Raw genomic sequence first — 14,971 nt, forward strand, 5'->3', positions numbered from 1 at the left:
GCAAAGGAATGACATCGTGGCGAGCGTGAACATCAAGCCGCTTGAAGACAAGATCCTAGTCCAGACCGTCGAAGCAGAGACCACCACTGCTTCTGGCCTGGTCATCCCCGATTCCGCCAAGGAGAAGCCCTCTGAGGGCAAGGTCGTGGCAGTCGGTCCGGGTCGCGTCAACGAGCAGGGTAACCGCGTCCCCGTCGACGTCGCCGAGGGCGACGTCGTCATCTACAGCAAGTACGGCGGCACCGAGATCAAGTACGCCGGCGAGGATTACCTGATCCTCTCGGCCCGCGACATTCTCGCAGTGGTCGGCTGATACCAGCTTCACACCGACGGCGCCCCGCCTTGAAGGCGGGGCGCCGTCGTTTTCTCTGTCGAGACGCCTACGAGGCCCGACTGATCCGGTGTTCTGGCGTCCGCCGACGAATCAGGTTGCGCTCGGCCTCGGTGAGGCCGCCCCAGATGCCGTACGGCTCGTCGACGGCTAGTGCGTGGGAGCGGCACTGTGTCAGGACGGGGCATTCGGCGCAGACCTGCTTGGCGCGACGCTCACGCTGTGCGCGGGCCTGACCGCGCTCGCCCTCGGGGTGGAAGAAGACTGATGAATCGAGTCCGCGGCAGCTGCCGTGCATCTGCCAGTCCCAGAAGTCGGCGTTGGGTCCGGGCAGTCGGTCGAGCGTGGTGATCAATCTGATGCTCCTACTTCTCGTACAAGACTCTGTCGTCTGTGCCCTCACGGTAGGACGACGGTGAAAAGTGAGTCAAACGCCGATTGGCAGGGTTTTCCTCGTCGTATTACGGGTTTCAGGTGAACGATCGGGGTGTATCGATATTCGCGGTTTCTTTGTGCGAGAACTGTCGTGTATTAGGGGTCGGCGTGGCACGCTGACTATTCGTTGAACTGCACTGATAGGGCATCTCAGGGTGTATGCCGTAGCGTGCTGGTCGCGTTCGGCGCCCATGTGTGCGACTACTCGTACACCTGTCGAAGATGAATGATAAGCAAAGCGCGGGTAACCGTCGGTGGCGATAATCCACCGAATGATCACCTGTAGTTACGTGAAGTTAATTGTTCGCGTTGACGATATTCAAGTGAAAGGCGGGCAATGGGCTCGACGAGTTCTCCATGGTGGTCGGGTGCGACGTGGTGGCCCGCGTCCCCGTCCGCTCCGCACGGCGCCTCGGCGTGGGCGGCAGCGGTGGATCTCGGAGCATGCGGGCGCGGGGCGGCTGCGCGGGCCGAGCTGGACGATCTCGTCCGTGACGCGACGGACCCGCGGCTGGCGTCGTTGGCGTTGTCGACCCGTGCGTCGCTCGTCCGTCAGGCCGGCGCTCATGCGATCGCTCGTCGGGACGATGGACGCGCCTGCCTGCTCGCTGCCGAACGGTTGCGAGACGACGATGACCACTGGGCGTTCGCGGCGTGGCTCGACGGTCTGATCGGCCTTGCGGCCGACGCCCTCGGCGTCGGCGACTTCGGTGCCTCCCGCACACTTCTGGCGCGCGTCGGGCGCCTTCTCGGCGAGCGTGAGGATCGCCCAGGGGAGTGGCGCCAAAGGGAGTGGGTCACCGACGGGCGGGTGCGCCTCCGGCACGCCTGGGTCCAGACCGAGCTCGCCCTCTTCTCCGGCGACACGCCCGGAGCCATCGAGCCGCGACAGCGTGCGCTCGACCTGGTCGTGGAAGCGCCGTCGCCGAGGCACGTGGTCAAGACCGAACTCATCGGCGCGGCCGTCACCGCCGCGCACGGCGACACCCGGACAGCCGCGGCGATCGCTGTCGACTGTGAGAACCGCTGCGCCGCCTGGGGGTTGCTGCCGCTGCAATGGGCAGCGGCGACGATGCTCGCCGGTGTCGGCTCCGACCCGCAGGAAGCTGCGCGTCGTGCTCGCGAGGCCGCGCACCGATTGGCCGCGTGGGGCATGCCGGTCACTCCGGCGGCATGAGTGTCGACCCCGGGTCGATACAGTGGTCGGGTGCAGCCCGAGGAACGACCACCAGCCGACTCGTTGTTCGGTGGGTAGTGAGTGTCCCGAGAAGTCCATTTTTATCAACCCGTAACACTTCGAGACTCGATTGACGATGAAACTGACAGGTGATGCGTTGGGCCAGGCGGTCCGTGCGGCCGCTTCCGGCGACCGCGAAGCGCTCAGCTCAGTGCTCGAAAGTGTGCGGGAACCAGTCCTGCGTTACTGCCGAGCACGGATGGGTGCCGGTGAACGGCACCTGTTCTCCGCTGACGATGTGGCTCAGGAGGTGTTGATGGCTGTGTTGACGGCTTTGCCCCGATATCAAGATCAGGGGCGACCATTCATGGCTTTCGTATACGGCATCGCCTCCCACAAGGTGGCCGACGCAATGCGTTCTGCCTCCCGAATCAAGGCCGACCCGGTCGACGAGATCCCCGAGACCGTCGACTTCGCGAACGGCCCGGAACAGTCTGCGCTCGACTCCGACGCCGGCCGTCAGATGCGCCTGCTCCTGGAACAGCTGCCAGACAAACAGCGCGAGATCCTGGTGCTGCGCCTCGTTGTCGGACTGTCCGCAGAGGAGACCGCGGACATGGTCGATTCGAGCCCTGGCGCAGTCCGGGTCGCGCAGCACCGTGCGCTTTCTAAACTCAAAAAACTCGTAACACAGGGAGGTGGGCGTCGATGAATCGCTGGCATGATCAGCACGGCTCCCACGACGGTGAGCCCGTCGATCTCGGCGCTGTCGGTCACGACGACGCTTTCATCAGTGATCTGGGGGCCGGTCGTCCGACACCTGTGTCCGACGACTCCGAGTACCAGCTCGCTGCGATGATCACGTCGTGGCGTATCGATGTGCTCAGCGCACCGATTCCCGCGGAGCCGACGCTCGAACAGGTCGACGCTGCTGTCGCTGTGCAGCGTGGTCGCGGCTCGATGTCGCGCCGTCTGCGGATCGTGTCGGGCGCCGCCGCAATCCTGGCCGTCTTCGGTGCCGGTCTGATGGTGATGTCTGAAGGCGCGGAGCCGGGCGATCCGCTGTGGAGCGTCAAGCAGGTCGTCTTCTCCGAACAGGCCAAGCAGACGCAGGCCCGCGTTAACGTCGAAGACAATCTTGACGCCGCTCAAGCCGCATACGACGCGGGCGACGAGCAGATGGGGCGCACGTACATCGCGCGTGCCGAGTCGGAGCTCGGGCCCATCGGTGACGCCGCCATGATCGCGAGTCTGCGTGATCGGATCGCCGATCTGCGCAATGACAACGATCCGGGTTCGGGTGACAAGTCTCGCCCGACCATCCTCCAGATGCCGACGTCGGACTCGACCGACCAGTCGCCGACCGACGGGTCGACGACGACGACGTCGCCGTCTGACGAGCCGACCGACCAGTCGAGTGATCCGTCGACCCCGTCGAGCCCGTCCACGTCGCCGTCCACGCCGACGACCACGAGCCCGTCAGATACGCCGTCCACTCCGTCGCCCAGGCCGTCGAGCCCCGCCTCGATGACGCTCCAGATGGAGCCGACGCGCTAAGTGCGGCTCGTCGAACTCGCGGCTGGTTGACCTCAGTGAATCCGGCGGCTCACAACCGTGGTTCGTTATACCGGAACACGGCGTCGGTGTATCCGCGGCAATAGTCCCAGGTGACGTAGTCCTCGGGGTGCGGGTCGACGGCGGGCTCGTGCGGTCGGACGGTGCCGTCGCGCAAGAGTTGATTCAGGTTGGCGCGCAGCATGTCCCAGTCGTGATAGTGGTCTTCGCGGCAGTCCTCGCAGATGACGACGAGACCAAGGACGCCGCGCGGAGCGAGGAGCCGCTCGTAGACGTCGAGGTCGGCGAGATCCTCCTGGACGGCTTCGCGTTCGCCGTCGTCCAACGGGATACCCGGTTCGAGATCCTCGAGTCCCGCGGCAGGATCGCTCGGGTCATCGGCGAACGGGTCCGGCGGAAGTCCGGGGAAATGGTCATGCACAACTCCACCGTAGCCGATGAAAGGCCCCTAATGGCGCACCGTCTCCTACTCGGTACGATGGGCAGATGACGCGCGTGAGCACCGGTGGAGACAACCCGACCAAAGTTGCGATGTTGGGCCTGACTTTCGACGACGTCCTGCTGCTGCCTGCAGCGTCGGACATCGTTCCGAACGCGGTGAGTACGGAGTCGAAGCTGACGCGGGAGATCTCACTTCGGGTGCCCCTGGTCTCGTCCGCGATGGACACGGTGACCGAGGCTCGGATGGCGATCGCGATGGCGCGGGCCGGCGGTATGGGCGTCTTGCACCGCAACCTGTCGATCGGCGATCAGGCCGCCGCTGTCGAGACCGTGAAGCGTTCGGAGGCGGGCATGGTGACCAACCCGGTCACTGCTCTGCCGACGGACACGCTCGCCGAGGTCGACGCGAAGTGTGCGCGCTACCGTATCTCCGGTCTGCCGGTGGTCGACGAGGCCGGCGATCTGGTCGGCATCATCACCAACCGCGACATGCGGTTCGAGGTGGACCAGAATGTCGCCGTCGCCGATGTGATGACGAAGGCTCCGCTGATCACCGCTCAGGAGGGTGTCTCGGCTGAGGCCGCGCTCGGCCTGCTGCGTCGCCACAAGATCGAGAAGCTGCCGATCGTCGACGGCGCGGGCCGTCTCACCGGCCTGATCACGGTCAAGGACTTTGTCAAGACCGAACAGCACCCGTACGCCACCAAAGACAACGACGGCCGACTCCTTGTCGGTGCCGCAGTCGGTGCTGGCGAGGAAGCTTGGGCGCGGTCGATGGCGCTCGCCGACGCCGGGGCCGACGTCCTCGTCGTCGACAGCGCCCACGGTCATTCCCGCGGTGTCCTGGAGATGATCGCGAAGCTGAAGGCCGAATTCGGCGGGCGCGTGCAGCTCGTCGGCGGCAACATCGCCACCCGCGAGGGGGCACAGGCGCTGATCGACGCCGGTGTGGACGCGGTCAAGGTCGGTGTAGGCCCGGGCTCGATCTGCACCACTCGCGTCGTCGCTGGTGTCGGAGCCCCGCAGATCACCGCGATCATGGAGGCCACCGCGGTCGCCAAGGCTGCGGGCGTCCCGGTGATCGCCGACGGCGGCCTGCAGTACTCGGGCGACGTCGCGAAAGCGCTGGCCGCGGGCGCGTCGACCGCGATGCTCGGCTCGCTGCTGGCGGGCACCGCAGAGTCGCCGGGCGAGCTGATCCTGGTGAACGGCAAGCAGTTCAAGAGCTACCGCGGTATGGGTTCGCTCGGTGCCATGCAGGGCCGCGGCCAGGGGAAGTCGTACTCGAAGGACCGCTACTTCCAGGACGACGTCCTCGCCGAAGACAAGCTGGTCCCCGAAGGCATCGAAGGACGTGTGCCGTTCCGCGGTCCACTCGGCCAGGTGATCCACCAGCTCGACGGCGGTCTCCGCGCTGCGATGGGCTACACGGGGTCGACGACGATTGAGGAGCTGCAGGAGGCGCAGTTCGTGCAGATCACCGCCGCCGGTCTCAAGGAGTCGCACCCGCACGACATCACCTTGACCGCCGAGGCGCCGAACTACTACACGAGATAGCCTCCTCACCCGCTAGCCGATCACTGGATTCACCCCCTAAGAAAGGGCGCAACGTTGCGTGACCTCGTCGAGTTCGGCATGGGCCGGACGGCTCGCCGTACGTATGAGCTGGAAGACATCTCAATCGTCCCGTCCCGTCGGACACGGTCGTCGAAGAACGTCTCGACCGCATGGCAGATCGACGCCTACCGGTTCGATTCGCCGATCCTGAACCATCCGACGGATGCGCTCGGGTCGCCCGAGGCCGTCATCGAGATGGGGCGGCTCGGCGCGCTCGGCGTCCTCAACGGTGAGGGACTGTGGGCTCGCCACGCGAACCCCGAAGAGAAGATCGCCGAACTCGTCGACATCGCCGAGAACGATCCGGATCCGGCCGCGGCCGTCCGTCACCTGCAGAAGCTGCACGCCGCGCCCGTCAACCCGGACTTGTTGGCCCAGGTCGTCGCGCAGATCCGTGAGGCAGGCGTGACGACGGCAGTGCGCGTCAGCCCGCAGAACGCTCCCGAGCTGGCCCCCGGCATCATCGCCGCCGGCGCGGAACTGCTCGTCGTGCACGGCACTATCATCTCCGCTGAACACGTGGTCCTGGTCGACCGCGGGGCCGACGACGGTCTCGTCGCCGAGCCGTTGAACCTGAAGACGTTCATCTCCGACCTCGACATCCCGGTGATCGCCGGCGCCGTCCACGACCACCGCACGGCACTGCACCTGATGCGGACCGGTGCCGCCGGCGTGATCGTCGGCTACGGCTCGGCTGAGGGCGCCACCACGACTGGCGAGGTGCTCGGCATCGGTGTCCCGATGGCCACCGCGATCGCCGACGCCGCTGCCGCCCGCCGCGACTACCTGGACGAGACCGGCGGCCGCTACGTGCACGTCATCGCCGACGGCGACATCCACATGTCCGGCGACCTCGCCAAGGCCATCGCCTGCGGCGCGGACGCCGCGGTGCTCGGCACCCCGCTCGCCACTGCAGCGTCGGCCCCGGGCCGCGGCTGGTACTGGCCGTCGGCCGCAGCGCACCCGAGTACGCCGCGCGGAGCGCTGCTCCAGGTTGCCGAGGAGTCCGAGCGCTCGTCGCTCGACGTCGTGCTGAACGGCCCGTCCGACGACCCCGACGGCCTCCTGAACTTCGTCGGCGGCCTCCGCCGCTCGATGGCCAAGGCCGGCTACTCGGACCTCAAGGAATTTCAGAAGGTCGGTCTGTCCGTCCGGGCCTGAGGTGGATCGGCCAGCCCTTTCGCTGTTCGAGCCCGCCGGTCCGCTGTTCGAGCCCGTCCTTTCGCTGTTCGAGTCTGCCGGTCCGCTGTTCGAGTCCGCCCTTTCGCTGACCGAGCCCGTCCTTTCGCTGACCTTGTCGCCCTTTTCGCTTATCGCGCGGTGGCGATACCCCCGGTGGTGGCTGGGGTCTCGACTCCGCTCGACCAGCGGTTTGGGTCTCGACTCCGCTCGACTAGCGGTTTGGGTCTCGACTCCGCTCGACTAGCGGTTTGGGTCTTGTCTCCGCTCGAGCCAGCGGTAGGCTGGCGACCACACTTAGCCAACACTAACTATCGCTACTGTGACAATGGTCATTAGTATGCTCTTTTATGGAGCAGACTGATTTCGACGTCCTCATCATCGGATCCGGTTTCGGCGGCAGCGTCAGTGCGTTGCGGCTGGTCGAGAAGGGGTACCGCGTCGGCGTGATCGAGGCGGGACGACGGTTTGAGGACGATCAGTTCGCTAAGACCAGCTGGCGTCTCAATAAGTGGTTGTGGGCACCCAAGCTGGGGTTGTACGGAGTGCAGCGACTGCACGTCCTCAAGGACGTGTTGATCATGGCGGGCGCAGGCGTCGGCGGTGGTTCGCTCAACTACGCGAACACGCTGTACAAGCCGAGTAAGCCGTTCTTCACGGACCCGCAGTGGAATCACATTACCGACTGGGACGACGAGCTGACGCCGCATTACGAGCAGGCTCGTCGCATGCTCGGCGTCGTCACCAACCCGACGTTCACGAACTCGGACTCGATCATTAAAGAGGTCGCCGAGGACATGGGCGTCGGCGACACGTTCGGGCCCACCCCCGTCGGTGTTTTCTTCGGTGCGAAGACCGGCGGGCAGGGGAGTCCGGGCCAGACGGTCCCCGACCCGTACTTCGGCGGAGCCGGCCCCGATCGCACGGCGTGCACCGAATGCGGCGCATGCATGACCGGCTGCCGGGTCGGTGCCAAGAACACGTTGATGAAGAACTACCTCGGCCTCGCCGAACGCAACGGGGCGCAGATCATCGACCGCACCACCGTCGACGGTCTCGTCCACGAAGCCGACGGTTCGTGGACGGTCAGCACGCACGGCTCGTCGTCGTGGGGACCGTTCGGGTCGCGACGTCGGACGTTCACGGCGCGGCAGGTGATCGTCGCGGCAGGCACGTTCAATACGCAGAAGTTGATGCATGCGGCCAAGGGGTCGACGCTCCCTGACCTCTCGGATTCGCTTGGCGTGCTCACTCGCACCAACTCGGAGTCGATCATGGGTGCGATGGCGGCCAAGTACGACGCGAGCCGCGACTTCTCCGAGGGTGTTGCGATCACGTCGTCGTTCTACCCGGAGGAGAACACCCACGTCGAGCCGGTCCGGTACGGCAAGGGCTCCAACGCGATCGCTTACCTGCAGACGGTGATGACCGAGGGTGGCAGCGTTCCCAACCGGGTCGGCCAGTTCCTCAAGGAAGTCATCAAGAATCCGTTGACGCTGATCCGTCTGCTGTGGGTTCGTAAGTGGAGTCAGCGCACCGTCATCGCGCTGGTGATGCAGAACAGCAACAACTCGCTGACCACGTTCGTCCGCAAGCGTGGGCCGTTCAAGTATGTGACCAGTAAGCAGGGGCACGGCGAGCCGAACCCGACGTGGATCCCGAAGGGTAACGAGGCGACGGCGCGTATTGCGTCGAAGCTGCCGAAGGGGTTGCCCGGCGGCACGTGGGGTGACGTCGTCAACATGCCGATGACCGCGCACTACCTGGGCGGCTGCGTGATCTCCGACAGCCCGGAGTCCGGCGTCATCGACCCGTACCACCGCGTGTGGAACTACCCGACGCTGCACATCACCGACGGTGCCGCGATCACCGCGAACCTGGGGGTGAACCCGTCGTTGTCGATCTGTGCGCAGGCCGAGCGCGCTATCTCCATGTGGCCGAACAAGGGGCACGTCGACGCCCGCCCCGATCAGGGAGCCGACTACATTCGCGTCGCCCCGGTTCCGCCGGAGTCGCCCGTCGTCCCCGACGACGCTCCCGGTGCCCTGCGCCTGTCGATCACCCCGGTGTCGACGCCGGTCGACCAGCGATAGTATCGGCCGGCCGCTTGATTTCTGCTGGTCGAGCGGAGTCGAGACCTGCTCACCCGACGGCCGCGAAATCCTTCCGTCGGATCAACGCCATCGCGGCCAATCCGCCCACCACGGCGACCGCGCCGCTGACCCAGAACAGGTCGTTCAGCGAATCGGCGAACGCCGCGCCGACGGCCTCGGACACGTCGCCGCGGTATTGCGCGGGCAGATGGTCGACGACGGCGGACTGTTGACCTGCGCTGACGGCTCCGGCGATCGCGTTCGGGTCGGTGACGGCGGCGGCACCGTCGTCGAGTCGAGAGCGGAGGCCGTCGACGATGGCCGAGCTGAACAGCGTTCCGTAGACGGCGATCCCGAGGGCGATGCCGACTTGGCGGAACGTGTTGTTGATGCCGGACGCCATTCCGGACCGGTCGACGGTCACGACACCGACGGCAGTGGAGGCGAGCGGTGGGTTGACGAGACCCGCGCCGATACCTGCCACGATGAAGCCTGCGATCAGGTGGATCCACGAACTGTCGGCGTCGAGTCCGCCCATGAGGAACAGTCCCACGCCGACCAGGATGAGGCCCGGGCCGATCATCCAGCGAGTGGGGACCTTCTCGGTGAGGCGGCCTGCGATAGTAGCGACGACCATTGTCGAACCGGAGAACACCAGCAGGCGCAGTCCCGCCTGCAATGCGCTGAGGCCGAGTTGGTTCTGCAAGTACAGGACCAGGTACATCATCATCGCGAACGCCGACCCGTTCATGCAGAACGCGGCGATCGATCCGCCGACGAACGTGGGGACCCGGAACAGGTCGAGGTCGAACATCGGCTCGCGGATCCGCCATTCGATGATCCCGAATGCAATGAGCAGGGCCGCGGCGATCGCGAAGCACCAGAGGACCTTGGGGTCGGTCCACGACTTCTCGCCGGCCTCAGTGAAGCCGAATACCAGGGCGAAGAGCCCGACGGTGAAGGTGATCATCCCCGCCCAGTCGATGCGGCGCGCGTAGGGCGCCTTCGATTCGCTCATGAAGAAGTAGGTCATCACCAGCGCAAGGACGCCGAACGGCAGGTTCACGTAGAAGATGCCGCGCCAGCTGATCCCGGTGGTGAGTGCGCCGCCCAGAATCGGGCCGAGGGCCGTCGCGATACCGGTCACGGCGCCCCAGACGCCGAATGCGATGCCACGGTCGCGCCCGCTGAACGACGCAGCGAGGATGGCGAGGCCGGTAGCGAACAACATGGCGCCGCCGATGCCTTGGGCGGCCCGTGCCCCGATCAGCATCTCCGCGCTGTTCGCGGCGCCGCACAGCGCGGAGCCAGCGGTGAAGACGGCGAGGCCGACGGAGAACACGAGGCGTCGCCCGAATCGGTCGGCGAGCGAACCCGACGTCAGCAACAATGCTGCGAGGGTCAACGCGTATGCGTCGGTGATCCATTGGAGTTGGGTGAAGGTCGCCCCGAGGTCGCGTTCGATGTCGGGGAGTGCGACGGTCACGATCGTGACGTCGAGCAGCAGCATGAAGGTGCTGATGCAGACCACGACCAGGGTCAACCATTTGCGGTTCACGAGTGTCCCTTTCGAATTCGGTACTCGTGCAGTCAACCAGGCTCGGACGACTATCGTAAGCCCGGTGAGCGGAGAGTGGCGGTCGGTGCGTCGTTGCCTCCGCGCCGCGGTGGCGCTGAATCAGGAATAGTGATCTGACACAGACGCGCCCGCCGCCTCCCGATGTGAGAGGCGGCGGGCGCGGTCAGCGTGTGCTCGGTCTTACAGCCCACCGAGGAGCAGGTGCAGCACATCTCCGACGATTCCAACAAGTCCAGCGACCAATCCCATATGCATTCCTCTCGTCAAAAGCATGCGAACACCGAATTGCGTTCTGCTGCTGTCCTTTTCGGGACAAGACAAACACTATGGCTGTTGTGTTTCAGTACCGCGTCCGTCGGGCTATCAACCGATTTCGGGGTACGACGGTCGTGTTAACTCTCGTTGTATGAACGACGGTGACTGGTAGGCGACTGCTCGTAGTGCGTGTCAGATGTACAAAGCGGGATCCGCGTACGGGTCCATCGTCGACGCTCCGGGTTTGGATGTCGCGGCGAGTCCGACGGCCACGTGTCCCGGTTCGACGTCGCGGACGACGACAGCATTGGCGCCGACTTTCGCGTCGTCGCCGAGAACGATCGGTCCGAGGACCTTCGCGCCTGCGCCGATGAGGACGCGGTCGCCGACGGTGGGGTGGCGTTTGCCCTTGCTCATGCTGACTCCGCCGAGGGTGGAGCCGTGGAACATGACGACGTCTTCGCCGATCACCGTGGTCTCGCCGATGACGACGCCCATCCCGTGGTCGATGAACATGCGTCGGCCGATCTCCGCACCGGGGTGGATCTCGACGCCAGTGAGGAACCTCGAGAACTGTGACAGCAGTCGGGCGGGCAGGCGGAGAACGCCGCCGGCCGCCCACAAGCGATGCGACACCCGGTGCACCCAGAGGGCGTGAACACCGGGGTAGGCGAGCGCGATCTCGAGAAGGGACCGCGCCGCAGGATCCCGCTCCTGAGCGACCAGCAGATCTTCACGCAGGTCGCTCAGGAGTCGGGACAGCGAGGACATCAGTCGACCAGGCCTTCGAAGAGTGCGGTGGACAGGTAGCGCTCGCCGAAGTCCGGGAGTACGACGACGACGGTCTTGCCCGCGAACTCGGGGCGCTTGGCCACCTGGACGGCGGCCGAGAGCGCTGCACCGGACGAGATGCCGACGAGCAGGCCTTCTTCGGTGGCTGCGCGGCGCGCCCACTTGAGCGACTCGTCGATGTTGATGTCGATGACCTCGTCGTATACGTCGCGGTCGAGCACGTCGGGGACGAAGTTGGCGCCGAGGCCCTGGATCTTGTGCGGGCCCGGCTTGCCGCCGTTGAGGATGGCCGACTCTTCGGGCTCGACGGCGAAGATCTTCACCTCGGGCTTGCGCTCCTTGAGGACCTGTCCGATGCCGGTGATGGTGCCACCGGTGCCGATGCCGGAAACGACGGCGTCGACGTTGCCGTCGGTGTCGTTCCAGATCTCTTCGGCGGTGGTCTTGCGGTGGATCTCCGCGTTAGCCGGGTTCGCGAACTGGCGGGCCAGGACGGCGCCGGGGCGCTCGGAGGCCACCTGCTCGGCGGCCTTCACTGCGCCGGCCATGCCGTCGGCGGGGGCGGTGAGGATGAGCTCGGCGCCGAATGCGCGGAGCAGTGCGCGACGTTCTTTCGACATCGACTCGGGCATCGTCAGGACGACGTTGTAGCCGCGGGCCGCACCGACCATCGCGAGGGCGATTCCGGTGTTGCCGCTGGTTGCCTCGACGATGGTGCCCCCTGCGGGCAGGTCACCGGAGGTTTCGGCGGCGTCGATGATGGCGACTCCGATGCGGTCCTTCACCGAGTTGGTGGGGTTGTAATACTCGAGCTTGGCGAGGACGGTGGCTTCCGCGCCGTCGGTGATTCGGTTGAGGCGGACCAGCGGGGTCCGGCCGATGAGTGCGGTTGCATCGTCGAAGACGTTGGCAGACATGGGAACTCCTATGTTGCGTGGGATGTGATGAAGAGGCCGCGAGACGATTCTCGCGAGAGTGTGAGGTGAGGGCTCATGAGCGCCGGGCGTGCCGTGTCGACGAGTCGACGCGGCACCGTTGCGGCCGGGCGCTCTATCGACAGTGATCGGTGAGCAGGTGAACCGTGTGTGCGAACAGAGCGAGGGACAGGTGACGGCTGTTGTCCACCACGTCCTCCTCTACATCTTCGGTCCGTCGGCTGATGAAACAGCCGCTGTCTATCTTAATCCCATCCGCCCCCTGCCGGTCGAGCGAAGTCGAGACCCTTCTCTCCGCTGGTCGACCCTTCTCTCCGCTGGTCGAGCGAAGTCGAGACCCTTCTCTCCGCTGGTCGACCCTTCCCGCCGCCGGTCGAGCGAAGTCGAGACCCTTCCCTCCGCTGGTCGACCCTTCTCTCCGCTGGTCGAGCGAAGTCGAGACCCCCGCCGCCCCGCTCAACGAGAAGCGAACGCGCACTATTCCCGCCCGCTACCACCAGCGACTAACCGAGCCCCTCAGTCCAGCCCGCGCGCCGCCAACGTCTCAGCGAAGCCGTCTGCGGTGTCGAGCGTCGCGAGGATCGCGGGCGCGAACAGCACGCGCGGTCCAGGCCGTAGTCCTCGTGCGCGGCGAGCTTCATCGACTTGGGTGAAGACTTCGGCGATGAGCGGGATGCTTCGGATGGTCAGCGCGAAGGTCATGGCGATGAGGTCGGTGCGGACACCGACGCGGGCCAACGGCGAGAGTGCTGTGTTGAGCGCCGACAGCATGTCGGAGGTGCGGGTGGTCAATGTGACGACGGCGGCCAGGCACACGGATGCCAACAGGATGGAGCAGACGACGACGGCGTTGCGCCAGTCGGACAGGATCCATTGCAGGACGAACAATGCGGTCAGGATCCATACGACGCCCCGGATCTGCGCCCACACCAGCTTGGCCGGAACCCATGCGACTACGAATGCGACGACCGATGCCCCGACCGCGATTCCCGCTGCCATCGGCGTCCGCACCACGAATGTCATCGTGATGATCGACGCCGCCAGCACCACGAACTTGAGTCCGGCAGGTAGTCGGTGAAGGAGTGAGTGTCCGGGGACGTAGACGCCGATCACGCCATCGCCCGCCGATAGAACCCCAACGCTGCGCCCGGTTCGTCGTCAGCGACGACCCGCCCGTCGTCCATCACGAGGACACGGTCGAAGTCGTTCAGGAAATCCAGGTCGTGCGACAGCACGACCAACTGCTCGTCCAACTCCGCGAACACCCGCCGCAGCATCAACGAGTTGCGAAGATCCAGCATGGTCGTGGGTTCGTCGGCTACCAGGATCGACGGTCCGAGCACCATCACCGACGCCAACGCGAGCAACTGTTTCTGCCCGCCGGACAACTGATGTGCCGGCTGGTCGGCGTGACCGTCGAGCCCGAACTCCGACAGCACCGACAGCGCCCGACTCTTTCGCTCGACCTTGTCTTTGATCGTCCGGGACAGCGACAGCTCGATGTCTTCGGCGACGGTCGGCATGATGATCTGCCGGTCGGGGTCGCTGAAGATGAAGCCGACGTCACGTCGCACGGCGCGCTTGCTCTTGCGGACGTCGAGCCCGTTGACGGTGACGGTCCCGTGATCGGGGAGGATCAGCCCGTTGATCATGCGGGCCAACGTCGACTTTCCCGATCCGTTGGCTCCGACGACCCCGATGCGTCGTTGGGTCAGGTCCAGCGAGATGCCGTGCAGCACAGCGCGGTCGCCGAAGCTATGGGCGACGTCGTCGAAGACGATCGACGTCTCACGCATGTCGGCGACGGCCGAGAGGGTCGATGAGTCCGGGCCGTCCACGGTGCACAGGAGCCGCGATGAGTGCGGCGACGACGGCCTTGGCGATGTCGCCCGCGACGAACGGTCCGTTGGTGGCGAGGGCGGCGCCGAGCGACATGTCGGCCTTGATCATCAGGCCGATGGTGCCGCACGCGTAGAGCACGGCCATACCACCGATGAGGTTGACGACGATGCCGAGCGCGATGTTGTACTTGGGCATCATCATCGCGGTGAGCACGCCGATCACGATGACGGCGGGGAGGAAGCCGACGAAGAATCCGGCGGTCGGTGCGCTCAGGGACACGAGGCCGGTGCGTCCGCCCGACAGGATCGGCAGGCCGGCGATCGCCAACACCATGAAGATGACGACGGCCAGCGTGCCCTTCTTCGGGCCGAGGACCGCGCCCGCCAACATGACGCCCAAGCTCTGCAGCGTGATGGGGACGCCCGCGGACAGGTTGATGGCGGGCGTCAGTCCGAGCACCGCGATGAGCGCAGCGAACACGGCCGCCTGCACGAGGTCGGCGAGCGAAAGCGCCCAGGGGCGAGCAGCGGGCGCGGTGCCGTTGGCGATGTTGGTCACCTGGTCATCGTATTTCGTGCGGACAACCGCCTGTCCAGTGCCCCTGTACGACGTACAGGCGTTCGCTGTCTCGACCCCGCTCCCTCGAGCGATCTCCCCGCTCTCGAGTGACCTCCACGCACTCGAGTGACCTCCACGCACTCGAGCGATCTCCACGCACTC

General features: G+C 65.8%; 15 protein-coding genes. 7 read left to right on the forward strand and 8 right to left on the reverse strand.

What is annotated here, in order from left to right; all coding sequences use genetic code 11:
* Positions 1-16: 16 nt before the first annotated feature.
* Positions 17-313 carry a co-chaperone GroES gene (groES, locus tag ACTIMF_RS05170; protein ID WP_237002402.1) on the forward strand — a complete coding sequence of 99 codons (297 nt, stop codon included), beginning with the start codon at positions 17-19 and terminating at the stop codon, positions 311-313.
* Between the two features lie 67 nt (positions 314-380).
* Here groES and ACTIMF_RS05175 read toward each other — a convergent pair whose 3' ends face one another.
* The gene (locus ACTIMF_RS05175) at positions 381-629 is read right to left on the reverse strand and encodes a WhiB family transcriptional regulator (RefSeq protein ID WP_442349315.1); all 249 of its coding nucleotides are present in this window, start codon (positions 627-629) and stop codon (positions 381-383) included.
* Positions 630-1,103: 474 nt separating this feature from the next.
* On the opposite strand from ACTIMF_RS05175, the gene ACTIMF_RS05180 reads away from it, so the two are divergent.
* The 3 genes from ACTIMF_RS05180 (at position 1,104) to ACTIMF_RS05190 (ending at position 3,500) form a co-directional block, all read left to right on the forward strand.
* Positions 1,104-1,943, forward strand: coding sequence for a hypothetical protein (locus tag ACTIMF_RS05180; protein ID WP_442349209.1), 840 nt, complete (start codon positions 1,104-1,106; stop codon positions 1,941-1,943).
* Between the two features lie 136 nt (positions 1,944-2,079).
* The gene (locus ACTIMF_RS05185; protein WP_442349210.1) at positions 2,080-2,655 is read left to right on the forward strand and encodes a sigma-70 family RNA polymerase sigma factor; all 576 of its coding nucleotides are present in this window, start codon (positions 2,080-2,082) and stop codon (positions 2,653-2,655) included.
* The gene (locus ACTIMF_RS05190; RefSeq protein ID WP_442349211.1) at positions 2,652-3,500 is read left to right on the forward strand and encodes an anti-sigma-D factor RsdA; all 849 of its coding nucleotides are present in this window, start codon (positions 2,652-2,654) and stop codon (positions 3,498-3,500) included. Before ACTIMF_RS05185 ends, ACTIMF_RS05190 begins: the two co-directional genes overlap by 4 nt.
* Before the next feature lie 49 nt (positions 3,501-3,549).
* On the opposite strand, the gene ACTIMF_RS05195 is transcribed toward ACTIMF_RS05190, so the two are convergent.
* Complete coding sequence (locus ACTIMF_RS05195) at positions 3,550-3,939, reverse strand: DUF5319 domain-containing protein (RefSeq protein ID WP_442349212.1); 390 nt, start codon at positions 3,937-3,939, stop codon at positions 3,550-3,552.
* A 65-nt stretch (positions 3,940-4,004) separates the two neighbouring features.
* On the opposite strand from ACTIMF_RS05195, the gene guaB reads away from it, so the two are divergent.
* From guaB to ACTIMF_RS05210, 3 genes are all read left to right on the forward strand, one after another.
* A complete protein-coding gene (gene guaB / locus ACTIMF_RS05200; protein WP_442349213.1) occupies positions 4,005-5,516 on the forward strand; it encodes an IMP dehydrogenase in 1,512 nt (503 codons plus the stop codon).
* A gap of 54 nt (positions 5,517-5,570) precedes the next feature.
* On the forward strand, positions 5,571-6,737 hold the full coding sequence (locus ACTIMF_RS05205; protein ID WP_442349214.1) for a GuaB3 family IMP dehydrogenase-related protein: 1,167 nt from the start codon (positions 5,571-5,573) through the stop codon (positions 6,735-6,737).
* A 368-nt stretch (positions 6,738-7,105) separates the two neighbouring features.
* Entirely contained in the window at positions 7,106-8,848 is a 1,743-nt protein-coding gene (locus tag ACTIMF_RS05210; RefSeq protein WP_442349215.1) for a GMC family oxidoreductase N-terminal domain-containing protein, read from the forward strand.
* 49 nt (positions 8,849-8,897) lie between these two features.
* On the opposite strand, the gene ACTIMF_RS05215 is transcribed toward ACTIMF_RS05210, so the two are convergent.
* The 6 genes from ACTIMF_RS05215 to ACTIMF_RS05240 form a co-directional block, all read right to left on the reverse strand.
* On the reverse strand, positions 8,898-10,406 hold the full coding sequence (locus tag ACTIMF_RS05215; RefSeq protein WP_442349216.1) for an MFS transporter: 1,509 nt from the start codon (positions 10,404-10,406) through the stop codon (positions 8,898-8,900).
* Between the two features lie 468 nt (positions 10,407-10,874).
* The gene (gene epsC, locus ACTIMF_RS05220; protein WP_442349217.1) at positions 10,875-11,453 is read right to left on the reverse strand and encodes a serine O-acetyltransferase EpsC; all 579 of its coding nucleotides are present in this window, start codon (positions 11,451-11,453) and stop codon (positions 10,875-10,877) included.
* Positions 11,453-12,391, reverse strand: a complete 939-nt coding sequence (cysK, locus tag ACTIMF_RS05225; protein ID WP_442349218.1) for a cysteine synthase A — start codon at positions 12,389-12,391, stop codon at positions 11,453-11,455. Before cysK ends, epsC begins: the two co-directional genes overlap by 1 nt.
* 534 nt (positions 12,392-12,925) lie before the next feature.
* A complete protein-coding gene (locus ACTIMF_RS05230; protein WP_442349219.1) occupies positions 12,926-13,522 on the reverse strand; it encodes an energy-coupling factor transporter transmembrane component T family protein in 597 nt (198 codons plus the stop codon).
* The gene (locus ACTIMF_RS05235; protein WP_442349220.1) at positions 13,519-14,205 is read right to left on the reverse strand and encodes an energy-coupling factor ABC transporter ATP-binding protein; all 687 of its coding nucleotides are present in this window, start codon (positions 14,203-14,205) and stop codon (positions 13,519-13,521) included. Before ACTIMF_RS05235 ends, ACTIMF_RS05230 begins: the two co-directional genes overlap by 4 nt.
* Positions 14,198-14,809, reverse strand: coding sequence for a biotin transporter BioY (locus ACTIMF_RS05240; protein WP_442349221.1), 612 nt, complete (start codon positions 14,807-14,809; stop codon positions 14,198-14,200). The genes ACTIMF_RS05235 and ACTIMF_RS05240 overlap by 8 nt, the downstream gene beginning before the upstream one ends.
* Between the last annotated feature and the right edge of the window lie 162 nt (positions 14,810-14,971).

The organism is Gordonia sp. (in: high G+C Gram-positive bacteria), assembly GCF_052106715.1.
Lineage (GTDB): Bacteria > Actinomycetota > Actinomycetes > Mycobacteriales > Mycobacteriaceae > Gordonia.